Here is a 26,172-nt window from a genome sequence, read left to right on the forward strand (position 1 = left end):
GAGGGCGGGTTTTTGAAATTGTTAGTTTTGGGGCGATTATTGTTGGTGAACCCGCCCCTACGGGAATTATGTATATAGCCCGCCAATAATATTCAAAAAGCGTTTAACTTGTTTTTCCCAAGTCCAATCGAGCATAAAATTCGCCGCTGCTAAACCGCGACGTTTCGCTTCTTCGCGATTAGTATAAACTTGCTCTAAAGCCTCGACAACTTCCTCAACATCAGACTCTCCCCAACCTTCTACACCAGGAAAATGAGCAGTCGGTTTAACTCGTCCTTGATGCGACAAAGGATAGCAAATATTGCTATAAATTAAGTCTAAATGTCCGGTATTTGCTGATAAAATAGTAGGAATTCCGCAAGCCATACTTTCCATTGCGACTAAATTAGTGCCGCCTTCGCAGCGATTGGTGAAAACAGCGCAGTCGGCTTCTCGCAATATTTGTCCGGCGAGGTGATTGGGAATTAAACCGATGTCGATAAAAGATTCAACTTGTAAGCCGTTAGCCGCCAACCATTGCGAAATTCCTAAACTTCCGTCGCGGTTGATATTGGGAAGTCCCGCAACATTTCCGGTTTGTTCGATTCCTAGCATATACTGAGGCCAGAAGTTGTGCCATGTTGTTAGTAGTAAAGCTTCTGGATGTTTGGCGCGAAATCGTTTGAAAGCGGCGATTACAATGTCTTGCCCTTTGCGATATTCGAGTTTGCCGCCGGAGAAGATGACGAAGCGATCGCCAAATAAGTTAGATTTAGGTGCAGGATGGAAAATTGTGGGGTCAATTCCTTGATTTACCATCGCGACGTTAGTCAAGCCGCAGCTTCTCAAAACATCGGCATTCCAGTGGGAGCCGGCGACAATGGCGCGATATTTTTTGGCTGTTTCTAGGGCTGCTGCGGTAATGCGGGTGTCTTCAAAAAAGATGACTCCTACTTGACAAGGGCTGATTAGGTGATTTTCAACTCCCGAGGATGCTAAGTTATTCCCCAAAGCGTAAAGTACAGGAAAGTTACAACTGATTTGTTTGTCGGAATTTGCTGTTACTAATTCCTGAAATTGTTTCTGCTTTTCTACTGCGGGTGACAAGAGTGATTTGTGCAGCGGATTGATGGATTCTGAGGTGATGGACGGCGGTACTAAAAGTGCAACTTCCCAGGCGGGATTTCGCAGCAGTTGCAGTGTTAAATTCATGCCGTAAATGCCCCAGCCGCTGGTGATGCTGACTGGCCAACTGATGCCGATTCCTGTTATTTGTGGCGGGGTTTCTGGGGGGATATTTTGAGGAAGAACTTCTGGATATATATTACCAGGTAGAGTCTGGGAATGAGTATTTTCTATTATTTGTAGCGGAGTTTGTGAGAGGGGATTTTCAGTTTGAGCCTCTGGATATGCGTTAGTAGGTAGAGCCTGGAAACGGGTAATTAGCTGTTCTAGGGCTGCTTTTATACGATCGCCCACGGCATCCCAATCACCCGCCTGTGACTGCCTAAACAACCGCGCAGTGGGATACCAAGGGCTGTCTTCCCGTGTCAGCATCCACCGCCAATCGGGCATAAAGGAGAGCAAAATCCAGACAGGTTTGCCCAACGCACCGGCTAAGTGGGCGATCGCAGTATCAACACAAATTACTAAATCCAGTTGTGAAATAATCGCTGCGGTGTCGGCAAAATCGAGGCAATGTTCGCTTAAATTGGGGATTTGCTGTTGATTCAATAAAGTTAAATCGCCCGCCGACAAATCTTTCTGAAGGCTGTAAAAACTCGCGCCCGGAACATCTAAAAACTTCAAAAACTCACTCAACTTACAGGATCGCTCGTGATTTTTGCGGTGCAGTGGCCCGCCCGCCCACACAATACCTACTTTTAGTTTATTGTTCGATCCTAGGGAAATTTTACAATCATCGGGCGCAGCTAAATAAGGAATATTTGCAGGTATGTTTTCCAAAGTCGTCCCCAGAATTCGCGGCAAACTTAGCAGCGGCGCTTGCACTTGAAAATCTAGCAAATTCTGCGGATTTGTGACTACATTATCTACGCCTGCCACTTTTTCAAACAAACGCTTCAGCGATTGATGACAAGCAACCATAACTTTGCCGCCTTTTTGCTTGACTAAAGGTGCGTAGCGGATAAAATGAATCGCATCGCCAAAACCTTGTTCTGGGTGCAATAAAATTGTTTTTCCCTGCAAATCTGAACCATCCCAAAGCGGGTAATTGGTATATTGTTGTTCTAATTCTTGAGTGTGCCAGCGCGATTCGTACTCGGCAAAACCATGCTGGAAATTGCCAGTCAACAGCAAAGCAAATGCTAGTCTCAAACGCAAATCTGGAGATTTTGGAGATAGTTGAATTGCTTTAGTATAGCAGTCGATCGCCTCCGCAACTCTTCCTTGTGATTCCAGGGCATAACCTAAATATAAGTTGGTTTTGCCCAGGTTGGGATTGGTTGCGAGTGCTTGCTGGTAGTGCGAAACTGCCTCGGCTATTTGTCCGTTTTCCTGTTTGAGATAACCTAAATAAGTGTGGGCTTCGGCGTGGTTGGGTGAGGTGGCAATTATTTGTTCGTAGCGCGCGGCGGCTGCTTTGTTACCTTGTTTTTGTAATGCCTTTGCTATGTGAAACTGTACGTCTATTTCTGCGATCGCACTTGATGATGATTTAGCCTCAGTGGGAGTGGGAATTAACTCTTGTAAAGCGACTTTTATGCGATCGCCCACGCCATCCCAATCACCAGGTTTTGACTGCCGAAACAACCGCGCAGTGGGATACCAAGGGCTGTCTTCCCGTGTCAGCAGCCACCGCCAATCGGGCATAAATGAGAGCAAAATCCAGACAGGTTTGCCCAACGCACCGGCTAAGTGCGCCACAGCGGTATCGACGCAAATAACTAAATCTAGTTGCGATATCACCGCCGCAGTATCGGCAAAATCGTTCAAATTGTCGCTCAAATCTATGACAGAAGTTTGAGTTAACAAAGTCATGTCATCCGCCGACACTTCTTTTTGCAGACTGTAAAAACTGACACCGGGAATATCTAAGAATTTCAAGAAATAGCTGAAATCGCTCGATCGCACAAAATCCTTCAAATGTTCCGAACTTCCCGCCCAGACAATCCCTACTTTGAAATTGCGATCGCAATTTAGCGAAAATTGCCAATTCGGCGGCGCCGCTAAATAAGGAACATTGGCGGGTATATTGTCTAAAGTTGTTCCGAGAATGTGCGGCAAACTCATCAGCGGTGCTTGTACTTGAAAATCGGGCAATTCTTCCACCCGCACCGCCACTTGTTCGATACCAGGAATCTGCTTAAATAAACGCTTCAGTTCTTGATAGCAAGATATAATGACTTTGCCGCCCTTTTGCTGGACAATTGTGGCGTAGCGGACAAATTGAATTGCGTCGCCCAAACCTTGTTCGCAGCGGAGTAAAATAGTTTGTCCGTTCAAATCTGAACCGTCCCAAACTGGCTTGTCAAAATTCAACCGCGGCAATTTTTTCGCCTGATCTGTGTGCCACCGCCACTCGTATTCTGCTAAGCCGCGCGGCAAGTCACCTGTCAACAGCAAGACTAAGCCTAAATTGAAGTGAGCTTTAACACAGTCTGGAGCTACTGCGAGAGCTTGATTGTAACATGAAATTGCCCGATTTACGTCTCCCAATAGTTCCACGGCACTGCCTAAATTAGTCAGGGCTTCTACATAATTTGGCTGCAAAGATATTGCTACCTCAAAGCTAGAAATTGCCTGCTCTATTTTGCCCGCAGCCAAACATGAATTTCCCAGGTGATAGTGTCCTTTAGAATTGTTCGGTTCTGCTTCAATTGCACGCTGGTAAAGCCGCCCGGCCTCCGCTGGCTGACATTTTGCTTGCATCGCCACGCCCAAATTTACGAGGGCGGGTACGTAATTGGCATTGAGGGAAAGTGCTTGCTGAAAATAGACGATCGCACTTTGAATCTCGCCCTGCTGCTGGAGAGTCGCGCCGAGATTGTTCAGGGCTTTGACATAAACGGGATTTAGGGCGATCGCCTTTTGAAAGCAAATTACAGCCTCGGCGATATTTCCCCGATCTTGCAGCAAAATACCCAAGTTATTTTGCGCTTGGGCGCAGTTCGGGTCAATTTCGATCGCGCGCTGATAATAGTTGGCAGCTTCGGCTAAATCGCCTGTTTGGTGTAGCGTGACGGCTAAATTAGTAGCGGACTCGATGGAATCTGGCTGCAAAACTAAAGCATTCTTGAAATATGCGATCGCCTCGGCAAGCTTTCCTTGGGATTTCAGCAGATTTGCGCGATCGAATTGTTTCTTAGCTAACTCAATATTAGACTGAATTTCTATTGGTTGTCGAGCTTCCTGATGCTCATGAATTTTTGCTTCAAGCGCCAAAGTAGCCCGATCTAAAACTCCATCCCAATCTCCCGCTGCTGACTGACGAAACAGCCTTGCACTGGGATACCAAGGACTATCTTCGCGCTCCAACATCCACCGCCAATCCGGCACAAAACACAGCAAAATCCATACGGGTTTGCCCAAAGCACCCGCCAAATGCGCTACAGAAGTATCTACCGAAATGACTAAATCCAGAGCCGAGATTACCGCAGCAGTAACTGCCATATCGTGCAAATTAGAGCTTAAATCTGTGACGGGCATTCGATCTAACCAAGCGCGCTCGTCTGCTGTCATTTGCTTTTGCAAATTGTAAAAATCTGCTCCGGGAATCTCTAACAGTTTTGCCAACAAATCTAGCGGGAACGATCGTACCTTATTTTGTGAATGTTGAGTATTTCCAGACCACACAATCCCTACTTTCAAATTAGGAGTGTTCGGAAGAGCGCATTCCAAACCGGGTGGCGGAGCTAAATAAGGAACATTAGCTGGTATAGTATCTAAAGTTGTTCCCAGAATGTGCGGCAAACTCATTAACCGCGTATGAACTTGAAAATCAGGCGCATCGTCGGGATTAATTATTAACTCATCGATTCCCGAAACTTGGGCAAACAACCGCTGCAAGTGCGGCAAACACCAAACAATTACCTTGCCGCCTTTTTGCTTGACTAAATCTGCGTAGCGGATAAACTGAATTGCATCGCCCAAACCCTGTTCCGGGCAAAGCAAAATAGTTTTTCCCTCCAAATCTTTGCCGTCCCAAATCGGCTGAATAAAGTTGTGGCACGGAAACTCTTTTTCTTTAATTAGGAGCCGCCATTCGTACTCGGAAAAACCGCGCTGCAACTCTCCAGACAGCAGCAAAGCCAAACCTAAATTTAGGTGAGATTCTGGGTTAGTCGCATTGAATTGAACTGCTTGACTGTAGCAGGTGACAGCATCCGCAAATTGGCCGCCTTGGTGCAACACTTTCCCCAAACCGTTGAGGGGATTCATATTACCCGGTTTCAACTCGATCGCCCTACGGTAACAATCGATCGCCTCTGCCATATTTCCGGCTTCCTCAAAAGCCTTACCCAGATTGTTCAAAGCTTCGGGAAAGTCGGGTTGCAGGCTCAAAGCTTGCTGGTAACAGGCGATCGCACCTGCAATTTTGCCCTGTTTGTGCAGGACAATTCCCAGATTGCAGCGAGCGCCAGCATGGGATGGCAACTGCTGAATTGCTTGCTGGCAGACGGCTAGAGCCTCATCTAACTTATCTTGCTGTTGCAGGGAACTCCCCAAACCGATCAGAGTTTCGGCTAAATCTGGTTGCACCGCCATAGCTCGATCGTAATAGGCGATCGCATCTGCAATTCTGCCCTGTCGGATCGAGGCGTATCCTAAGTTGTGCAAGGCGTCTACATAATTGACATCGATCGCGATCGCCCGTTCGTAATTTGCGATCGCGCGATCGTAATTCGCGCCCGTTTCCTCTCCTCGTTCCTCCAAAGCAATGCCCAAATTCAAATAAGCCACAGCACAATCAGGATTGACTTGAATCGCTTGCTCGTACAACCTGACAGCCTCCCCCACATCCCCTTGCTCTTCCCGCAGCAGGCCCAAATTAACCAGCGCTTCCGCGCAATTCGGGTTCAAAGACAGCGCCCGCTGGTATTGGGCGATCGCACCTTCATTCTCCCCTGCTTCCGCCAGCGCGCTGCCCAAATTGCTCGCAGTTTCAGCCAAATTCGGGTCGATTTCTAGGGCTTGTCGGTAATGCGCGATCGCCTCTGTTAACCGCCCGCTTTGCTGTTTGACAACACCTAAATTGCTGTGGGCGGCTGCATAATTCGGATCGATCGCGATCGCCCGCTGGTAACACTCGATCGCCCCGCCCAAATTGCCCTGCTGTTGCAAATCTCGGCCCAACTGCAACTCCCAATCCGCCGCCTCCGACGGCACAAATTCAGCAGAAACAGCGCCTAGAGCCTCCGCCACCCTAGCGAAAACACCCTCCCAGCCTCCCCTTTCCCGTTGCCGAAACAGCCTTGCACTGGGATACCAAGGACTGTCTTCGCGCTCCAACAACCACCGCCAATCCGGGGAAAACGCCAGCAAAACCCACACCGGTTTGCCCAAAGCCCCCGCCAAATGGGCGACAGCCGTATCGACAGTAATTACTAAATCCAGTTTGGCGATCGCAGCAGCAGTATCAGCCAAATCACCAAAATGCGGGCTCAAATCGACGATCGGCGTTCCATTCAACAGCGCGCGATCGGCCTCTAAAACCTCCTTCTGCAAGCTGTAAAAAGTTACCCCCGAAACGTCCAAAAGCGGCAGAAACTTGCTCAAACCGCAAGAACGCTGCATATTTTTGCGGTGTTTGGGATTCCCCGCCCAGACAATCCCAACTTTCAAATTGCGATCGGGCAAAAGCGCAAATTCAGCATCCGGAGGGGGAGATAAATAAGCAGTAGTTGCCGGAATTGTTGAGAGCCTTGTACCGAGAACATAGGGTAAACTCAACATCGGCACTTGCACGTCAAATTCCGGCAGCGGTTCACCTCTAACTATCAACAAATCAATGCCATCAACCATGGCAAACAAACGGCGCAATTGCGGGTAACAGTCAACAATTACCCTGCCGCCTTGATTTTTGACAATCTCAACGTAGCGAATAAACTGAAGCGAATCGCCTAAACCTTGTTCTGCGTGCAGCAAAACAGTCTTTCCCTGCAAATTGGAACCATCCCACAGCGGCCGGTATTCTCTCGCCGAAAGTGTATTTCCCGGTGCCGTCAAATAACAGGAATGGCCTGTTTTAAAGTCTTTAATTGCCCAGCGCCACTCGTATTCAGCGAGGCCATTTTCCAAATCTCCCGCCAACAGCAAAGCCAAGGACAAATTCAGGTGAGCGCTAGCATGATCCGGATTCAAATGAATCGCCCGTCTGTAGCAGGCGATCGCATCTTCAACTGCGCCTTTTTCCAGAAAAGTCCTGCCTAAATTGTTGATAGCTTCCACAAAGTCCGGCAGCAATTCCAGCGCTTTGTGATAATACTCCAGTGCCTCTTCTAAATTGCCCTGTTCTTGCAAAACAGTTGCCAGATTGTTGTAAGCTTCCCAGCTATGGGGTTGAATTTCCAGCGCTCGGCGGTACAAATCGAGCGCCCTTAACAGTTCGCCCTTTTCTTGCAGCGCCACCGCTAAATTAATCAGTGCGGGCACGAAATCCGCTTCAGCAGCCAGAGCTTGTTCGTAATGTGCGATCGCCTGTTCCACTTGACCTTTTTCCTCAAAAATCTTTGCCAAGTTGTAAGCTGTTTGAGGAATATTGGGAGCGATCGCTAAAGCTTCTTGGTAATGCGGAATGGCTGCATCTAATTCCCCATTTTCGTGTTTGAGAAAACCATAATTAATTCGGGCTTGGAAACAATTGGGAGCGAGAGATATAATTTGTTCGTAAAGGGCGATCGCCTCTAGCTTATCGCCTGTTTCCATTAAATGTTCTGCTTGTTGCAATAAATCATCTAAAACAGCCGAATTTTCGTCGCCCGTTGCGACAACAGATATCTCAATTCCCTGCAAATGCTTGGCTGCTGAGTCATTTCCTAAAGCTTCGCCCGCAGTCACAAATATTTGTTTGTTTTCCTCAACCAAGCTAGCGCCTGTCATTTCCAGAGGTAGATTTTTGGCAGCATCCTCAGCAGAAGTAGCAGAATTTGCGATCGCAAATAAACTCAAAGCCGCCTGCACATCCTGAAACAATTCTTGCCAACTTTCCGGCTGACTTTGGCGGAAAAGCCTTGCAGTTGGATACCAAGGATTGTCTTCGCGATCCAGCAGCCAGCGCCAGTCAGGAGCAAAAGACAGCAGCACCCAAACCGGTTTACCCAAAGCACCAGCCAAGTGTGCCACAGAAGTATCGACAGTAATCACTAAATCCAATTGAGATATAGCAGAAGCCGTATCAGCAAAGTCGTTCAGATGCGCGCTCAAATCCGGGACTAGATGCTGGTGCAACAAAGTGCGATCGCACTCCGACAAGTTTTTTTGTAAACTATAAAAAGCAATTCCCGGAACATCCAAGAATTGCATAAAATCGCTTAAACTGCAAGAACGTTGATTATCTTTACGGCGCTGCGGACTTCCCGCCCAAACAATCCCCACCTTTAACTTTGCATCAGAAGCAAGTGCAAAACTGCACTCAGCAGGCGGAGCTAAATAAGGAACATTTGCGGGAATTGTTTCCAGAGTTGTCCCCACAATCCTCGGCAAACTCATCAGCGGTGCGTGAAAGTCAAATGCTGGCAAATCCTCAAAACAAACTGATAAATATTCAATCCCGACAACAGTCGCAAACAACCGCATCAAATCCGGATAGCAAGCCACGATAACTTTAGCACCTCGGCTGCGAAGCATCGGCGCGTAGCGAATAAACTGAATCGAATCGCCGAAGCCTTGCTCGACGTGGAGTAAAATAGTTTTACCCTGCAAATCCGCACCATCCCAAAGCGGCTGTGGAAATTGTCTCGGTTCTACTTGCGAAGTGCGCCACCGCCACTCATATTCAGCAAAACCGCGCTGGAAATCTCCAAACAATAGTAAAGTCAAGGCTAATTCCAGGTGTGCGATGGCGTTGTCTGGCTGCAATTCCAAGGCTCGATGGTGACAAGCAAAAGCCTCTTGAAATTCTCCTAAATCGACCAAAGCGTGGGCGAGGTTGTTAATAGCATCCACGAAGTCCGGCTTAAGTTTTAATGCTTGTCGGTAGTGGGAAATTGCTGCTTTAGTATTACCTTGTTCGTGGTAAAATGCTCCCACATTGTTCTGAGCTTCGGGATTGTTAGGCTCTAATGCTATAGCTTGCTGGTAGCAGTCGAAAGCTTCGGGCAATTTACCTTGCTGCTGAAAAATTCTTCCCAATCCGATTAGAGAATATGTCAATTTTGGATTAATTTTTAAAGCGTGCAGGTAACAGGCAACTGCCTCATTTAATTGATTTTTGTCTTTTAATAAGCCTGCTAAATTGTGTGCAGTTTCCAGCAAGTTTGGGTCGAGCTGGAGCGCTGTTTGATAATATGAAATTGCCGAGTCTATTTCGCCCAAGTGCTGTTTGAGCCAGCCCAAATTATTGTATGCTAGTGCGGTATTTGGTGAAAGTTGGATGACTTGTTCGTAACTGGCGATCGCCCTTTGAGTAGCGCCGACATCCATCAAAACATGGGCTTTGTTTAAATGTGCCTCTACAAAATCGGGGTTTTGGGCGATCGCGCGATCGTAAAAGTCGATCGCCTCAGCCACTTTTCCCTGCTGTCTGACTGCAATTCCCAACAAACACAACACATTTGCTGACTCCGGCTGCGCTTCCACAATTTGCCGGTACAAATTTTCAGCTTCTAACAAACGCCCCGCTTGATGATATTCCCAAGCTATCTTCAAAGAATCTTCAGCACGCATTTTGACGGCAGATTTTTGGAATTTTTTCTTAGAAGCCATAGTTGTCTGTGTTGTTTGTTGTTTGTTATTTGTTGTTTGTTATTTGTTGTTTGTTATTTGTTGTTTGTTATTTTTTACTCTAACAATAACCGCCAACTGCCAACTGCCAACTGCCAACTGCCAACTGCCTTCATCCCAACAAACAAGCTGCGGGAAAAATCAAATATTCTAAGAAAAACAACTTCCAAATAAACTGATAAAAATCAGCAATTTCTTTCTGCTCGTCCAAATCAACTTTGACACTCCAAAACCACATCAAACCCAAAGCCACCAAATGAGCAACCGTCAAAAACACTAAATTAACATTAGACAACACGACTGCTCCCGCCAAAGTAGCGCCCAAATAGCAAACCGTCAACACCCAGCGAGACAAATTAAACACAGCCTGCTTGCCCAACTCGATCGTAAACGTAGTAATATTGTATTGCTTGTCGCCCTCCATGTCAGGGATATCTTTGAAAATGGCGATCGCAAAAGTAAACACGATCACAAAAACCGTCAGCACCCAAACTTCCGCCGGAATCGCCAAAGACAGACTATTTAAGCTCCAGCCAGTAAAAACGCTTTTCGCCCTTCCCAAACCCAAAACCCAATTAAAGTGTAGAAACAGCCCTAAATTGACGATCGCCCCGCGCACCGTAAAAATGCACAGCGCCGCCCAAAAAGGAAACCGCTTCAACCGAATTGGTGGCAGAGAATAAGCAGTCCCAATCGCCAAACTAACGCCAACTGTAGCCAGCAAAAACGGGCCTTGCAAAACAGCAGTCACAACCGCTATAATTCCCGTTGCAATTACAATCAACTCCCCAGTTTTGCGAGAAAACGCTCCCGAGGCGATCGGCAAATACGGCTTATTAATTTTATCAATTTCAACATCTTCTAACTGGTTCAATCCCACAATATAAATATTGCCACAAATGCAAGCCAACCAAGCAAATGCTAGCGGCAGAAATATCGGATTCACAAATAATCGAGTGCTTTGAGCGATCGCATACAAAGCCAGTACACTCAAGGTAGTGCCGATAATCGTATGCGGCCGAGAAAACTCCCAAAAAGCGCTCACCCAGCTTTGCGGAGCCGAGCCATTTTCATCAATCCAAGACTTACCAATCGAATCGTTGCTCATAAATCCTACAAACGCACCAGAAATAATATTAAGTAAGATGGAAATTGTCCACCTTACTTGATTGAACTTGCCGCCAGAAATATCATCAACCGAACTTCTTCATTCCTTCTTCCTTCATTCCTTCCTTCTTTCTTCCTTTTTACTTCATTTCTTCGGTCAACTGTCAACTCTTCCTTCTTCCTTCCTTCTTCCCTCTTCCTTCTATCCGTTACATCCGTTACATCCGTTGCCGAACTTCCTTCTTCCTTCGGTCAACTGTCAACTGTCAACTGTCAACTGTCAACTGTCAACTGTTCCATTTATTTTACAGCACAAATCAGCCCGAAACGAATCAATCCGCTCTCATATCCCCGACTCATCAACCCCAGAGCAAGTGCAGCTTGAATAGTCGTCCAACCGCTCGTCAACAAACCCCAAATCGCGCTCGGAGTCAAAGCAGAATCGATCACCACATCCCAAAAAGGAGCCACAGCTTTTGACCAATCAGCACTGCGAATACTTGTCAGAGGCAAACTGCGGACAATCTCCTCATATTCCGGCAAAGAAATCACATAAGGCAAAGCATAAACTCGGTAAATTTCTGCCAATTCCTTCCTCTCTGCATCAGTCAATTCTCCCGCTGTTTCTCCCAGCGGGCGGTGACACCAAGTTGCCAAAATCAAAGTTCCTCCCGGCTTGAGCACGCGGCAGCATTCCTCTAAAAACTTAATTTTGTCGGGCATATGTTCCCCACTTTCGAGCGACCAAACCAAGTCGAAGGACTCATCAGGAAAAGGCATATTTAAAGCATCTGCTACTAAAAAGTTAACATTGCTTTCCAGTCCAGCAATTTTAGCGCGTTCCTTTGCTCTGTTTGCCTGTACCGGACTCAGCGTAATGCCGGTGGCTGTCACCCGATCGCCCTTTTGATTTGGTTCCGACGATCGACTAAAATCGCGATCGACCCCATCATCCGACTTTAAATTATTTTGCGCGATCGAACCAAACTTTTCGGTCAAATACAACGTGCTCCCACCAATGCCGCAACCGACATCCAGAATGCGGTAAGGTTCTGATAGCGCTCCGGCTGTCGGCACTCGGGCCCAGGAGAGCAGTTCCTCGATCAAATCTATCTGAGCCTGTCGGCGCTCTTTCTTTAAGTTTCCATCCGGGCCGTAGTAACCGTGGTGCATATGTTCGCCCCACACCTGCTCCCACAAACCGCTAGAAGCGTCGTAGAGTTGCTGAATTTGCTGGTAAAGTGTTGATGTCATCGCACGATCGCAAGTTGTTACAGGAATTCTACCGTGATTGTCCCGTTGTTGTCATCGAACTTGGCGGCGAAAGTGCGATCGACAGCCGGCACTCGCACTCGCAGAGATATCCTGATTTCGGGCCAGGCGATCGATTTGTGAGTTCCCTTTAAAATCCCAAATCAAAAATCTAAAATCGATTTGTGGGTTCCCTCTAAAATCCCAAATCCCAAATCCCAAATCCCAAATCCCAAATCCCAAAATCTCAAAATCTCAAAATCCCCAATCTAAAATCTAAAATCTAAAATCTAAAATCGAATGACTGTCTCGCGAACTATTTGTTTAGGATTCATCGCCGTCATTACCGCAGGTGCTCTACTACTAATGATGCCATTTTCCACAATTGATGGAACTTGGAGCGATCCAATCACAGCACTCTTTACCTCTACTTCCGCTGTCTGCGTCACAGGGTTGTCGGTTGTAGATGTCGGAAAATATTACTCTTTTTGGGGGCAACTGTGCCTCGTGTTACTGGTGCAAATAGGAGGCTTGGGCTACATGACAGCCACAACCTTCTTACTGCTGCTATTGGGCCGCCGCTTTGGTTTAAAAGACAAAATTGCCCTGCAACAATCACTTGACAAATCGGGACTAGCCGGAGTATTACAACTCGTGCAGTCAATTCTAGCAACAACCGCTTTGTTTGAATTGACTGGAGTGTTTTTGCTGATGTTAGTTTTTGTCCCAGAATACGGATTTAAAGACGGTCTCTGGTCTGCTATTTTTCACAGTGTGAATTCTTTTAATAACGCCGGATTTAGCATCTATTCAGATAATTTAATCCGCTACGTCAATTCGCCTGTGATTAACTTCACAGTCACCGGATTGATCGTATTTGGGGGCATCGGCTATCAAGTAATTATGGAAATGTACCTGTGGCTGCGCGATCGCTTCAACAAAAGCCCCATCTGCACAGTTTTTTCCCTGAATTTCAAAGTCGTTACCAGTACAACTGCTGTCCTTTTAATTTTAGGAACCCTAGCATATTTAGTGCTGGAATACAACAACCCAGGAACTTTCGGGCCTCTAAATTTTCCTCAAAAGGTGATGGCAGCTTGGTTTCAATCTGTGACGCCCCGCACGGCAGGATTTAATACAATTGACATTGGAAAAATGAGCGAAGCCGCGCTATTTTTGACCATCGCGCTGATGTTTGTCGGCGCCAGTCCCGGTAGCACCGGCGGCGGCATCAAAACCACAACTTTTAGGATATTGTTTAGCTGTACCGCAGCAGTTCTCGAAGGTCAGGAACAGGTGCAGTCCTATCAGCGTCAAATCCCAGCAGCCCTGATTCTGAAAACCATTAGCGTAGTCTTCGGCTCGCTGTTAGTCGCCTTCTCATCTGCAATTTTAATTGAACTGACCAATCCCGAACTAGAATTTATCCAAGTGCTGTTTGAGGCAGTGTCAGCTTTTGGCACGGTCGGCCTTTCCACAGGGATTACAGCCAAGATTTCGGCGATCGGCAAATTAATTTTGATTGCGACAATGTACATAGGCCGGGTTGGCGTGCTGCTGCTGATGAGTGCCGCATTCGGCGACCCCAAACCCAGAACTTTTAAGTATGCTGAGGAAAGTTTGTTAGTCGGATAGCAAAATCCTGCCCAGTTGCTGATAATCTAAACAATGGGTCATATCAAATCCGGTTGCATCGGAATTATGTAGTGCGAGCGTCTCGCTCGCGATTCAGGCCGCGAGCGAGACGCTCGCACGCTCAACGATTCAAATATATAATTCCGATGCAACCGGAAACGATATCACAACCCAAATCAACTTTTACTATTTACTCAAAAATCAAAAGGAGGCAGCGCTGTCTATGCTAAAATTTGAATATCCAGACCTTCAGCGCTGAATATGAGCGTGAACCTTTCATCTTTAAGATTTTTCCGCAGTTTGCGCGCGGAAAACAAGCAGTTTGCAGTTATTGGTTTGGGACGTTTCGGCAGAGCTGTGTGCTCGACTCTCCACGGCTTGGGTTACGAAGTCCTGGGAGTTGACACCGACGAAAAAAAAGTAACTCAAGCTTTGAGCGATCGCATTTCGGCTCACGTTTTGCAGTTAGATTCTACAGAGCCTAGCGCTCTACAGGAAGCCGGTATATTTGAATTTGAAACAGTGATTGTGGCGATCGGCAATTACCTCGCCGAAAGCATTACCACCACCCTCAACCTCAAGGAAGGCGGGGTAACTCACGTCATCGCCAAAGCTTCCTCGGAAACTCACTTAAAACTGTTGAAAAAAGTCGGCGCCGATCATGTAGTTTTTCCCGAACGAGAAATGGGCTGCTCTTTAGCCCGCATTCTTACACAACCCAGCATTTTAGAACGCTTTGACCTCGACCCAAATCACAGCATTGTTGAGTTGCTCGTTCCTGAAAAATTTGACGGTAAAACCATTGCGGATTTGGATCTCCGGCGCCGGTACGGTTTGAACTTGCTCGCAGTCGGTCGCGCCGACAAGTTCGAGATCAATCCCCAGCCAAACGAACGCTTGAAAAACGGCGAGGTGATGGTAGTAATTGGTTCTAATAAAGATATCAATCGCTTGCCAATTTAACAGATCGCCATTTTACTTGCTCGATCTCTAGGGTGCGCCGCAAGCGCACCTTATATTATCTGCGATCGAGGCACCACCTGAGACTTGAATTGCAAGCCCTAGCTAGGAAATGAGAATTAAATAACTTCCACAAGTTTGTGGGATGGGCGGGACGCCCATCCCACAATAACAATAAAGATTGTAAGTTATTTAATTATCATTCCTAAATAAAAATACCAATGCTGCGGTTGCTTTGGCCGTGGCGGTTTGCTCGCAAAACACAACGGAAACCATCGCCACAATCGAAAATTTTTGAAGAAAATAGAAGCACCCAACGATCGATCGTCGCGCAAGCCCAAATCTAGGAGCGCTAGCCCTCAGAATTCAACCGACTTTCAAGATATCTTGCAAATAAGCTTTGCCAAAAACCAGCACCACCAACACTAGAGCGAGTTCAACAGGCCAAGGACAGACCGCAAAAAACCAAATTAACGAACACACCCCAATAATTGCAGCTATGGGAGCCGGAATCCCGTCTAGCGTTCTCTTGTCAGTCCCAGCAGTCACGAGTCCAGCGAGCAAGCAGAGCGTAAACGGAATCAAGCAACTTGCGATCATGGCTTTTACCTCATTAAATTTTTTTTAGATATGGCAGATGAGCATATTGTAACGATACATGAAAAATTCGGAAACGTACCAGAATCTTTGATAAAATTTAATGTTAGGTCATTGATAAGCTGTAGCCACACTTGTTTAATTTTGAGCTTCGACTCTCTCCGAAGGCAGAATTTGGGAATTTTGGTTTCGGCATTCGCGATCGCAGCCGAATACCTGGAGATGAACTGCGATGCACCCTCGATCGCACTTCTGCAATAGATTCCCGACAAAATCCGAAAGTACAAAGGCTGGGCCGATTTCCGGTAGCCTGCCTTTTTGCTGTCTGTACAGACACGATGTCTGTAGAATGCCGATCGCCCCGCTAACCTTTCCCTCCATCGCAGGAAAGAAGATATTGCTGGGCGATCGATCTTTTTGTGTTCGAGCGTGCGATCGATCTTTGCTTCCCCATCTCTCACTAAAAAATAAATTCCCAAGCCATTAACAGCCTTTTCTATCGCCATTAATTAATATAAACAATCAACAATAAATTGACGAAAACCACCCTCTATTGTATAATCGAAAACCCTCCCTATAAAAATAGCCGACACTTGACAACTAATCAACTAAAAAGTTAACTATTTAATAGATACAACTCCTACAGCAATGATGTCATACCTCATCTCATTTTCCTACGGTATTTGCCTGCTACTATCCCTCATCGGTTGGGGAAAAGTCTTCAACCACATCCTGTTTCCCAACCAGCGAATTGACTGGGGACAAAGAGCCGCTTGGGGTCTAGCTTTTAGCGTTCTAATTGGCGGCATCTTAAATGCAACCTGGACTATTTCCCAAACCACAATTCTATTTTTTTTAGGTTTGGGACTCATTTACTGTCTAGTAGATTTAATAAATCACAGACAATTAATTATTAATAATATCTGGCACTTATTTCAAGAATGCCGCAAAGATAAAGTCATCTTAGCAGCCATTGCCATAGTTAGTCTACTAATTTTAATTCAATACGCCGGATGGCTTTATACAGGTAGACACAACTTTGCAAATATGGTCTATGCTGACGGATTTAATACTAGCGACGACTACCACGGTTACTTAGTATTTCCCCACAAAATGCTGCAACTCGGTTCGATGGGTTCAGACCCTTTTAGCGAACGAAGAATAGTATCTTTAGGTGGGCAGTCATTTCTCCAAGCATTGATTTTAAGCGGACTTTCCGACACTAATCTCAACCTCATCGACCCCGCTTTGCCCCTGATAATTACTGTCGGACTAATCCTAGGATTTTTCAAAGAAAATAAAGTTTCAACCAAACGAATCGTCTTCACTATTTTATTCTTGCTTTTGATTCCACTTCCCAAAGCCAACACTACAAGTCTCATGCTGCCAGTCGCTTTATTTGTAAGTTTGTTCAGGACGCTTGACAGTAAAGAGATAGAACGCAACCATTGGGCGGCAAATGCTTGTATATTAGCTTTAATTGCAGCGGCTATTTGTGCTTTAAAATCATCGCTAATACCCGCCTGTGTCTTTCTATTTGCCACCAGCTATATTTGCTATTTAATTAGCTCCGAATCCAAACAAAAAGTTTTATTTGAATTGGTATTGACAACAGTATTAGTGGGAGTATTTCTACTGCCTTGGATGATTTCAATGTATCAATCCTCAGGCACTCTATTGTATCCTCTTTTGGGAAAAGGCTATCACGCCTCCGCCTACGGCATTACCTTCAAATCAGGTTCGACGTTATTAGGAACTGCGAAAAGCGCCATGAGAGCATTCCAAGGTATTTATGTTTTTATACTGATATTTCTCGGCTGTTTGAGCTTGAGCATCCGACCTTGGAAGTTTGGCAATTTACCCGAAGAACCTTCGTTCTCGAACCGCCAAGCAGTTTTATCAATGACAATTGCAGCGGGATTGGCGACAATTGCTGTAGGTGTAATTACCGAAAATGCCGACCCTTTTCGCTATTCGTTTTCTCACCTTTTCCCAGCAATTTTAATATTGATCGCGGTAGCAATGACCGACACAGGAACATTAAACAAAAACGGAGCAGCCAACTTTTTTATTGCTGCTGTATTTTGTGCGGGGTTGGCAATTAGCTATAACTGGGCTATCACTAAACAGACTTACTCAGCTTATGTAAAAAATATAGAATTTGGGCTGACAAATCCATCATTAGTTACAGCAAAGCAAAAGTCGCAGTACGTAGCAATACAGGAGTCTGTGCCACAGGGAGAAACAGTTTTGACCAGACTAGATGCACCTTTTATCCTCGACTTCAAACGCAATCAAATTTTCCTAGCAGACTGGCCGGGGGGAGCAAGTTTGCCACCCGGTATGCCTGTATTCAAAGGCCCTGAAGCCTTAGCAAACTATTTAGTTTCAAAATCTATTCGATACATAGCTTATTCGTCTTGGAGTCTCAATCATCCCGCAGATGTAGATACTTCGGGGCCTGGATTGTCATCTTGGTTTCGACTGCAAGCAAAACTCTCTCACGATTTTCGCGATAACGTGCGGCAACTTGCAAAAAGTCGCAAAAAACTTTATGAAGACGGAGAAAATTTTGTGTTAGATTTGGGAACTAAAGCCATCTCTATGGGTTTGTAGTTCTGAACAGTTGCTAGAATCAAAGCAAGCTGAAAAAAGTCTTACATGATACGCTACTCATAGCAGTAAGGTACGCATTGCACACCCTACAATAACTTTACTCTTTAGTCCGCGGAGGCGGACTTCGTTTGTGTAGTAGCGGTTTCAACCGCCGAGTCTTAGGAATGAGAATTAAATAAGGATCGCAAATTAAATAATTTACACAAGTTTGTGGGATGGGCGGGACGCCCATCCCACAATAACAATTAAAATTGTAAGTTATTTAATTCGCGATCCTTATCTAATCAAAGGGGATTTTTAACATAAAAGAGCAGATTGGATATCAAACCGAGAAGCCGAAAATGTCTGGTAGAAACTTGAGCATCTGCTGGCAGCATCTTTAACACATCTTTCTCGGATAATAGGTTGAGATTCTCCTCTTTGGCAAAGAAGTTTTTGCCGAGCAATCTCAACAAAGCTCGAAACCAAGAAGGGGGAAACCAATGAATTAGGGGAACAGCAGTGTGGAATTCTACGGGATACCAGCGGTTGGGAGTGGTGATGCAACAAGTTTTGCCGACTCGGCAAAGTTCCCGAACAAAAGCTTTTTGCTGAGTCCTATTGCCGACGTGTTCGATTACGGCAAAACTCACGACTAAATCAAAACTTTTGTCGGGAAATGGTAAAGTCAACCCGTCGGAACGGACGTATGTTAAACCGGGATATTCTTCTTCTAAAAAGGCAGCATCTTCCATGCCGACTGCGGTTATTTTATGGGGGTATGGATAGAGTTTTTCAAAGAAATTGCAATCTTCGCGACGGTCGGAAGTTACTCCTACATCCAGGACGGTTGTGTCGTCGCTGGGATTGGCTAATCCCAGGAGCAAATCAAACATTTTTTGGCGGGCGTACCAAGATAGTTTAGTGGCGAAACCACCTAGCTTGGGGCCGATATACTCGCTGGAATTGTTTTCAGTTACTGTCATAGGATTTGAGGTTTTCGATGTACAGATTAGATGGGTGAAGTCTGATTGTTCCTGATCGCTTTAACGCAGCATTTGGACAAGTCTGTCGATTCTGAATTTTAAATTTTAGATTTTAGATTTACTCCACAGATGAATTGGGTAGCTTGAAATTTGGTCTAAAGTCTGGGGATATCCACTCCATGCGCCGACAGCCTGTATCTGTTTTTGGGCTGGTTCAAATTATCTTTGCTGACAATTGTAATAAGATTTGAGGTTGAATTATTTTACCTACGTTTTAAGCTCAGAACGCTGAGAAAAAAGCTAGACAGAACCATCTGCAAACCTACTGTCAGGCACGTGAGGGAGGGAATAACTAAACGGAGAGTTTTAGAGGAGTCTAGAGAACCGAAATCTGTTTTGCTCCAGATAGTTAATGACAAGAACGAGCCAATTATTCCGATTAATATTAGCGTGATTCCCACGATCAATCCTGTCTCTAGGGTGACATAGCGAAATATTTTGTTGAGTTTGGGGTCTTGCGGCAACAGTTTCTCGCTGATGGCGAAAATTTTGGTGAAGAAAGCGAATGTTACGGCTTGAAAACCGACGATAATTGCGATCGCAGCATACAATAGCGTATGTACATCAAAGCTGATGCTCCCGATTTTTTGAGTACCGGGCAACAGCCAAATGCCAACTATTAAACCCAACATCATCAGCCCCGTACCGGGATACAGAAACAGCCACCGGGGACTGTACAGCAGCAAAAATCGGAGGTGCCGCCAGCCATCTCGCCAAGTTCGCAGGTGTGGCGGGCGGCTGCGGCCGTCGGGAGAGAGTACGGTTGGGACTTCAGTGATTGCCAACTTGTACAGCGAGGCTTTGACGACCATTTCGCTGGCAAATTCCATACCGGTTGTTTGCAAGTCGAGTTTCAAAATTGAGTCTCTCCTGAAACCTCTGAGCCCGCAGTGAAAGTCGCCGGCGGGACTTGAAAAGAATAACCGCCCAACCCATGTCAGCACCGGATTTCCTAAATATTTGTGCAGCGGCGGCATGGCCCCTGGTTTGATGCCCCCTTGAAAGCGGTTTCCCATGACTAAATCGCAGCCTCCCCGCAATTTTTCGACAAAGGCGCCGAGGTGCGAAAAGTCGTAGCTGTCGTCAGCGTCGCCCATGATAATATAAACTCCGCGCGCGGCTACGATGCCTCCCATTAGGGCGCTGCCGTAGCCTTTGGCTGCTACGGGTACGACTCGGGCCCCCAATCGGGTGGCGATATCTTGAGAACCGTCAGTGCTGCCGTTGTCTGCTATGATGACCTCGCCGGCAATATTAAGTTCGCGCAGGGACTTCTGTGCCTTCTCGATACAGATTTCTAAAGTTTCTGCCTCGTTGAGGCAGGGCATGAGTATCGAGAGTTCGAGACTGTATTCCTCGCTGGTGTTGGTCTGTTCTGCCATATGTTTGTTCCAGGCGTTACTGGCGATCGACAATACTTACTGTTCCAGTATCTATGCTTAAATTATTAGTGGTGAAGAAAACTCAACAAAACTTAATTTAAGTTTTTCCAGTTTTTTGGAATGGCAATTTTTGCTGTAATATAGGTTACTTAAACTTATGAGTAGAAGCGTTTTTCTAGTTTTGCTCGCTGCTATTTTGTGCAGTGTTGTAGGTCAATTTAGTCTGAAAGCGGGAGCGAAAATATTAGGACCGATTGGCGCTGCTAATTTAGTTGAAAAAGTTATCGCAATGGCAACTCAGCCTTTGATAGTTGGAGGTCTGTGTTTGTATGCAGTTTCTTCGATCGGCTTTATCGTAGTTTTGTCTCGCGCCAACATTAGCATAGTCTCGCCTTTACTGTCAATTAGTTACTTGTTTACTGTTTTGGGTGGCAAAATTGTATTTGGCGAGCCTTTGCCACCGCTGCGGTTGGTAGGCGTGGGGCTAATTATGACGGGAGTAATTTTTGTACTCAGAGGTCAGGCTGGGGGAGTTACTGGCGGCAATTAACACGATTTGAGATTTGAGATTTGAGATTGAAGATTGAAGATTGAATAATTTTAGCGGTAGGGTGCCTCGCAATTAAAAATCCCTAGTATAAAATCGATCGTCTCATTGCGACGCACCTATGCCATCGCAAATTGAGCAAACCAACTCAAAAATTATGTTGTAGCAACAGTTGAGATGGTATAAGATTGATAATTGAGTGCTGAATTGATAATTTAGGTCGCAGGGTGTATGTGAGTCCTCTGTTATGAAATAATGCTGCAATATGTCTCTGTCCTCTGAGTCTATGAATCTACTTCAATTATTGAGATATCGCACCGCAGTTCTTGCTACTATGCACCAAAAAGAACGGGTGATGGCTCCCATTTTGGAACGAGAATTAGGCGTTATAATTAGCGTACCTGCGAATTTTGATACTGACGCATTCGGCACGTTCACTAGAGAAGTTAAGCGTTTAGGTACTCAAATAGAAGCGGCTCGCCAGAAAGCAGAAAAAGCTTTAGAAGTTGCGGGCGAAACTCTAGCATTTGCGAGCGAAGGTACTTTTGGCCCTCACCCAATGATGCCGTATCTGCCAGCCAACAGAGAAATTGTAATTTTATTAGATAGAGCTAACAATATCGAACTTGTCGGCGAATCTTTGTCATTGGAAACTAATTACAGTCACCAGTTAGTTGCAAGTATAGAAGAAGCCGAGGATTTTGCCCAAAAAGCGGGATTTCCCGAACACGGACTGGTTGTTGTAGTTGGCGATGCTGCACTCGGTAAGGGTGAAATTGTTAAGGGCATTGTGACAGAAAAACAACTTTTTGATGCGGTGACAGCAGGCTTAACAAAATCCTCAACTGGCAAAGTTCACGTCGAAACAGATATGCGGGCGATGTACAATCCCACTCGGATGAAAAACATCGAAAATGCAACTCTCGATTTAGTTAAAAAATTTAAGCAATTGTGCCCGGAGTGCGGTTGGCCGGGATTTGAGATTTCCCAGAGGAAAATGGGGTTGCCCTGCGGACTTTGCTATTTTCCGACTCAGCTAGTGCGATCGACAATTTATCTATGCAAAAACTGCGGTTATACTAAAGAAGAACTGTTTCCCGACGGTCGAGAGACTGCCGATCCCGCTCAGTGTCAGTATTGCAACCCTTAAAATTAAGTTACTAATGATAGCCGTAGAAACAGAACGCAACTGGAAACCCGTTATTAAAGAATTTGAGGCTGTAGTCGGCAAAAACGGGGTAGTGCAGCGCCGCGAAGAATTGATTGTATACGAGTGCGACGGACTTGCTAGCTACCGCCAGCGCCCCGCCCTGGTGGTATTGCCGCGAACTACCGAGGAAGTGGCAAATGTGGTCAAAATCTGCGATCGCAATTCCATTCCCTGGGTGGCTAGAGGTGCGGGTACCGGGCTTTCCGGCGGCGCTTTACCTGTAGAAAACTGCGTGCTGATTGTCACAGCCCTGATGCGAAAAATCCTGAAAGTTGACTTAGAAAATCAGCAAGTAGTCGTACAACCGGGAGTAATTAATAACTGGGTAACGCAAGCAGTTAGCGGCGCAGGTTTTTACTACGCGCCCGATCCTTCCAGTCAAATTATTTGTTCGATTGGCGGCAACGTTGCCGAAAATTCTGGTGGCGTACACTGCCTCAAATATGGCGTGACAACCAATCACGTTTTAGGATTGAAATTGGTAATTCCCGACGGTTCAATTGTCGATGTCGGCGGCGAAATTCCCGAAATGCCAGGTTACGATTTAACTGGTGTATTTGTCGGTTCCGAAGGCACTTTAGGCATCGCCACAGAAGTTACTTTGCGAATCCTGAAAGCGCCGGAATCTATTTGCGTTCTGTTGGCAGATTTTCCTAGCATAGAAGCAGCGGGCGAATCGGTTTCCGATATTATCAGTGCTGGGATTATTCCCGGCGGCATGGAAATCATGGACAATATCAGCATTAATGCTGTGGAAGATGTCGTAGCAACTGGTTGTTATCCGCGCGATGCGGCAGCAATTCTGCTCGTAGAAATCGACGGTTTAGAAGTGGAAGTTGCTACAAATAAACAGCGAATTTCTGATATTTGCAAGCAGAATGGAGCGCGAAATATCACCACGGCTCACGATCCGGAAACGCGGATGAAAATTTGGAAAGGGCGGAAAGCTGCTTTTGCGGCGGCGGGTCATCTCAGCCCTGATTATTACGTGCAAGATGGGGTAATTCCGCGCACGCAAATGGCTTATGTTTTGAAAGAAATTGAGGGTTTGAGCGAGAAATACGGCTACCGAATTGCGAATGTATTTCATGCGGGAGATGGGAATTTGCACCCGCTGATTCTGTACGATAATTCGGTAAAAGGTGCGCTGGAAAAGGTGGAAGAATTGGGCGGGGAAATTCTCAGGCTGTGCGTGAAAGTTGGCGGCAGTCTTTCGGGGGAACACGGGATTGGTGCTGATAAGAAGTGTTTTATGCCGGATATGTTTTCGGAGGTAGATTTGGAGACGATGCAGTGGGTGCGTCACGTCTTTAATCCGAAAGGTTTGGCGAATCCTGGAAAGATGTTTCCGACTCCGAAGACTTGCGGGGAAGCGGCGAGGGCTAAGGTTGAAACTATGAAGAAGTTGGAGGGTGCGGAGGTTTTTTAAATCCCCAGATGCAGACGGCGGTTGAAACCGCGGCGACACAAGCGATGTCCGCGGAGGCGGGTTGAAGAGAGCAATTACCCAGATGCAGACGGCGGTTAAAACCGCGCCTACACAAACAAAACCCGCCTCCGCGGGTTGAAGAGAGCAATTACCCAGATGCAGACGGCGGTTGAAACCGCGCCTATAAAAACCTGTTAGCCTTCCCGAAGGGTAGTCCGCCGGACGCCGACGGAAAAGGGTAAAATAATTTTCATCGACTACTCTTCTCTTCAACCCGCGGAGGCGGGTTTTGCCTGTGTAGGCGCGGTTTCAACCGCCGTCTGCTGCATCTACAAACAATTTTTATTATGGCTAACCACACTAATGTGCGATCGGCATTTTGATAATAAATTCCGTGCCTTTGCCCAATTCCGAAGTACAATATAATTCTCCTTGATGTCTTTCTACAATAATTTGATAGCTAATTGACAAACCCATTCCCGTGCCTTTCCCAACGGGTTTGGTAGTAAAAAATGTATCGAATATGCGCTGCTTGACTTCCTCAGTTATTCCCGGCCCGGTGTCAGAAATTTTGATTTCTACAACATTGCCGATAACTTCGGTACAAATTCTAATCTGGCGGAAATTTTCCGGCATTTCTTGAAAATCTTCCCTAATGTTCGGATCGTCTAAAGCATCGATCGCATTGCTGAGAATATTCATAAAAACTTGATTTATCGGCCCGGCAAAACACTCTACAAGCGGCAAATTTCCGTATTCTTTGACAATTTGAATTGGCGGCATTTCGCCGTTTCCTTTCAAGCGGTGATTGAGAATTAACAGCGTGCTGTCAATACCTTCGTGGAGGTTAACTGGTTTCATTTGTGAATCGTCGTGCCGCGAAAAGTTCCGCAGCGACTGCACAATCTGGCAAATGCGATCGACGCCTACGCTCATTGAAGACATGATTTTGGGTAAATCTTCAGCTAAAAAGTCGAGATCGTTTTCTGCTGTTTCTTGCTGAATCTCAGCGACTGGATTGGGATAATTTTGTTGGTAAAGTTCTAGGAGGTGAAATAAGTCTTGGATATAATCTTTGAGGTAAGCGAGATTTCCGTGAATGAAGCTGACGGGGTTGTTGATTTCGTGAGCGACTCCGGCAATTAGCAATCCCAAACTGGACATTTTTTCGCTTTGAACTAATTGGGAATGAGTATTTTTTAGTTCGTCAAGTGCTGCTGCTAGTTGTGCTGATTGTTCTCTGCTTTGTGCTTCGGAATTTCGCAAGGATTCTTCGGCTTGTTTGCGATCTGTGATGTCTCTCTGTACGCCGATGAAATGAGTTAATTTGCCTTTTTTGTCGCGCACTGGAGAGATTGAGAAAGAATTCCAGAAAATTGTTCCGTCTTTGCGGTAATTCTTTAATATTACCTGACATTCGCTTTCGGTTGTCAAGGCTTGGCGGATTATTTCTAGTGCCTCGGAATCGGTATCGCTTCCTTGCAAAAATCGCGAGTTTTTCCCGATAATTTCTTCCCGTCGATAGCCTGTCATGCTTTCAAAGGCGGGATTGCAATAAATAATTGGATGTTCTGGATCGGTGGCGTCAGCAATGGTAACTCCGGTGCTGGTAGCAGCCATAGCCCGATCGTACAACCAAAGCATTTCTTCTGCGCGCTTGCGATCGGTAACGTCCCGCAACGTGGCTAAATAAGCCATTTCTCCCTCCCATTCTGTTTCCACCACCCGCATTTCTACTACAGCATTTGCTTTGTGCTGGCGAATAGCTTCAACTTCTGTTTGCACGACGCGCATTCCTGCTGCTTCTGTTTCTCCAACTTGGGGAATAATATCCGAGTCCATCTCAATGTCGCAAGCTGAACCTTCTACTACCAAATTGCCAAAAAATGCTTGACCTAAAAGTTCTTCTGCTTTGCAGTTAAATAGCGCTTCTGCTGATGGGTTGGCAAAACATACAAGCCCTTGCTTATTGACGATTGCGATGCCGTCGGCATTTTTGGCGATCGCATTCCGAAACCGAGATTCGCTAGCTTTTAAATCGTGTTCTAACTGTTCAATTGCTTCTTGCATTTTTTGCATTTCGCAAATACTAATACTGTCAGATTGTCCAAAATTGGCTTCTATGCAATCATCGGCTATTTTTTGGGGTAACTCTTGACAGTCCATTCTATTGTTCATATTTTTAGAAAGTGTTTTGTGGGTACTTCTAATATTACTGACCTTATTTTCTGAATCAGCTTCATGAAAAAACATATTTAAACCTACCATTTTTTTATTAAGGTGTTGCGATCGCGAAATTTTTATTTTAATCTAGGCAGAAAACAATTTCCCTTCGATGCTAACACATTACTTTTATAATTCATCCTAAAATATCTTTGAGATTTAATATCTATCTCCATGGAATGATCTATTCCACTTGAGTAAGTAATTTCAACAACATCGGGATTTACGTAGTTGGCAAACTAACCATTAAGGCGAGAAATGGCTTCAATCAGCCTCCTAGGGGACAAAATAACACTATCGACTCCCCC

The 26,172-nt window shown here is 45.7% G+C and carries 14 protein-coding genes; 6 read left to right on the top strand and 8 right to left on the bottom strand.

The features are described 5' to 3' along the window. Window positions 1–66: 66 nt before the first annotated feature. From JGK14_RS15610 to JGK14_RS15620, 3 genes are all read right to left on the bottom strand, one after another. Complete coding sequence (locus JGK14_RS15610) at window positions 67–9,864, bottom strand: tetratricopeptide repeat protein (protein ID WP_325315252.1); 9,798 nt, start codon at window positions 9,862–9,864, stop codon at window positions 67–69. A gap of 130 nt (window positions 9,865–9,994) precedes the next feature. Then, window positions 9,995–10,990: a homogentisate phytyltransferase gene (locus tag JGK14_RS15615; protein WP_293206584.1), complete on the bottom strand. Its 996-nt coding sequence runs from the start codon at window positions 10,988–10,990 to the stop codon at window positions 9,995–9,997. 299 nt (window positions 10,991–11,289) lie between these two features. After that, entirely contained in the window at window positions 11,290–12,243 is a 954-nt protein-coding gene (locus JGK14_RS15620; RefSeq protein WP_293191414.1) for a methyltransferase domain-containing protein, read from the bottom strand. A gap of 297 nt (window positions 12,244–12,540) precedes the next feature. On the opposite strand from JGK14_RS15620, the gene JGK14_RS15625 reads away from it, so the two are divergent. Continuing rightward, window positions 12,541–13,875: a TrkH family potassium uptake protein gene (locus tag JGK14_RS15625; RefSeq protein ID WP_293218229.1), complete on the top strand. Its 1,335-nt coding sequence runs from the start codon at window positions 12,541–12,543 to the stop codon at window positions 13,873–13,875. A 267-nt stretch (window positions 13,876–14,142) separates the two neighbouring features. Then, a complete protein-coding gene (locus JGK14_RS15630) occupies window positions 14,143–14,838 on the top strand; it encodes a potassium channel family protein (protein ID WP_293181801.1) in 696 nt (231 codons plus the stop codon). Between the two features lie 363 nt (window positions 14,839–15,201). Here JGK14_RS15630 and JGK14_RS15635 read toward each other — a convergent pair whose 3' ends face one another. Beyond that, window positions 15,202–15,435, bottom strand: coding sequence for a hypothetical protein (locus JGK14_RS15635; RefSeq protein WP_293151796.1), 234 nt, complete (start codon window positions 15,433–15,435; stop codon window positions 15,202–15,204). 135 nt (window positions 15,436–15,570) lie between these two features. Then, window positions 15,571–15,813, bottom strand: a complete 243-nt coding sequence (locus JGK14_RS15640; RefSeq protein ID WP_293242100.1) for a hypothetical protein — start codon at window positions 15,811–15,813, stop codon at window positions 15,571–15,573. Between the two features lie 267 nt (window positions 15,814–16,080). On the opposite strand from JGK14_RS15640, the gene JGK14_RS15645 reads away from it, so the two are divergent. Next, window positions 16,081–18,048 (top strand): hypothetical protein, encoded by a 1,968-nt coding sequence (locus JGK14_RS15645; RefSeq protein WP_293191417.1) that lies wholly within the window; start codon window positions 16,081–16,083, stop codon window positions 18,046–18,048. 284 nt (window positions 18,049–18,332) lie between these two features. On the opposite strand, the gene JGK14_RS15650 is transcribed toward JGK14_RS15645, so the two are convergent. Together JGK14_RS15650 and JGK14_RS15655 are read right to left on the bottom strand one after the other, a co-directional pair. Beyond that, window positions 18,333–19,013 (bottom strand): class I SAM-dependent methyltransferase, encoded by a 681-nt coding sequence (locus JGK14_RS15650; RefSeq protein ID WP_293181785.1) that lies wholly within the window; start codon window positions 19,011–19,013, stop codon window positions 18,333–18,335. Window positions 19,014–19,276: 263 nt separating this feature from the next. Next, window positions 19,277–20,455, bottom strand: a complete 1,179-nt coding sequence (locus JGK14_RS15655; RefSeq protein WP_293181783.1) for a glycosyltransferase family 2 protein — start codon at window positions 20,453–20,455, stop codon at window positions 19,277–19,279. Window positions 20,456–20,612: 157 nt separating this feature from the next. Between JGK14_RS15655 and JGK14_RS15660 the strand changes: the two genes are divergently transcribed. The 3 genes from JGK14_RS15660 to glcD all read left to right on the top strand — a co-directional run bounded on the left by JGK14_RS15660 (window position 20,613) and on the right by glcD (window position 23,641). Beyond that, window positions 20,613–21,005: a transporter gene (locus JGK14_RS15660; RefSeq protein WP_293150051.1), complete on the top strand. Its 393-nt coding sequence runs from the start codon at window positions 20,613–20,615 to the stop codon at window positions 21,003–21,005. Between the two features lie 283 nt (window positions 21,006–21,288). Continuing rightward, complete coding sequence (locus JGK14_RS15665; protein ID WP_325315253.1) at window positions 21,289–22,152, top strand: DUF6671 family protein; 864 nt, start codon at window positions 21,289–21,291, stop codon at window positions 22,150–22,152. A gap of 13 nt (window positions 22,153–22,165) precedes the next feature. Continuing rightward, window positions 22,166–23,641 (top strand): glycolate oxidase subunit GlcD, encoded by a 1,476-nt coding sequence (gene glcD / locus JGK14_RS15670; protein ID WP_325315254.1) that lies wholly within the window; start codon window positions 22,166–22,168, stop codon window positions 23,639–23,641. Between the two features lie 360 nt (window positions 23,642–24,001). Here glcD and JGK14_RS15675 read toward each other — a convergent pair whose 3' ends face one another. Next, the gene (locus JGK14_RS15675) at window positions 24,002–25,894 is read right to left on the bottom strand and encodes a PAS domain S-box protein (protein WP_442921455.1); all 1,893 of its coding nucleotides are present in this window, start codon (window positions 25,892–25,894) and stop codon (window positions 24,002–24,004) included. Between the last annotated feature and the right edge of the window lie 278 nt (window positions 25,895–26,172).

Origin of the sequence: Microcoleus sp. PH2017_28_MFU_U_A, from assembly GCF_020738035.1 — a bacterium.
GTDB lineage: Bacteria > Cyanobacteriota > Cyanobacteriia > Cyanobacteriales > Microcoleaceae > Microcoleus.

Bases quoted from the DNA above. Each gene is read 5' to 3' on its own strand.
- JGK14_RS15610 (WP_325315252.1), bottom strand. From the start codon at position 9,864: ATGGCTTCTAAGAAAAAATTCCAAAAATCTGCCGTCAAAATGCGTGCT.
- JGK14_RS15615 (WP_293206584.1), bottom strand. From the start codon at position 10,990: ATGAGCAACGATTCGATTGGTAAGTCTTGGATTGATGAAAATGGCTCG.
- JGK14_RS15620 (WP_293191414.1), bottom strand. From the start codon at position 12,243: ATGACATCAACACTTTACCAGCAAATTCAGCAACTCTACGACGCTTCT.
- JGK14_RS15625 (WP_293218229.1), top strand. From the start codon at position 12,541: ATGACTGTCTCGCGAACTATTTGTTTAGGATTCATCGCCGTCATTACC.
- JGK14_RS15635 (WP_293151796.1), bottom strand. From the start codon at position 15,435: ATGATCGCAAGTTGCTTGATTCCGTTTACGCTCTGCTTGCTCGCTGGA.
- JGK14_RS15640 (WP_293242100.1), bottom strand. From the start codon at position 15,813: ATGGAGGGAAAGGTTAGCGGGGCGATCGGCATTCTACAGACATCGTGT.
- JGK14_RS15645 (WP_293191417.1), top strand. From the start codon at position 16,081: ATGATGTCATACCTCATCTCATTTTCCTACGGTATTTGCCTGCTACTA.
- JGK14_RS15650 (WP_293181785.1), bottom strand. From the start codon at position 19,013: ATGACAGTAACTGAAAACAATTCCAGCGAGTATATCGGCCCCAAGCTA.
- JGK14_RS15655 (WP_293181783.1), bottom strand. From the start codon at position 20,455: ATGGCAGAACAGACCAACACCAGCGAGGAATACAGTCTCGAACTCTCG.
- JGK14_RS15660 (WP_293150051.1), top strand. From the start codon at position 20,613: ATGAGTAGAAGCGTTTTTCTAGTTTTGCTCGCTGCTATTTTGTGCAGT.
- JGK14_RS15665 (WP_325315253.1), top strand. From the start codon at position 21,289: ATGAATCTACTTCAATTATTGAGATATCGCACCGCAGTTCTTGCTACT.
- glcD (WP_325315254.1), top strand. From the start codon at position 22,166: ATGATAGCCGTAGAAACAGAACGCAACTGGAAACCCGTTATTAAAGAA.
- JGK14_RS15675 (WP_442921455.1), bottom strand. From the start codon at position 25,894: ATGTTTTTTCATGAAGCTGATTCAGAAAATAAGGTCAGTAATATTAGA.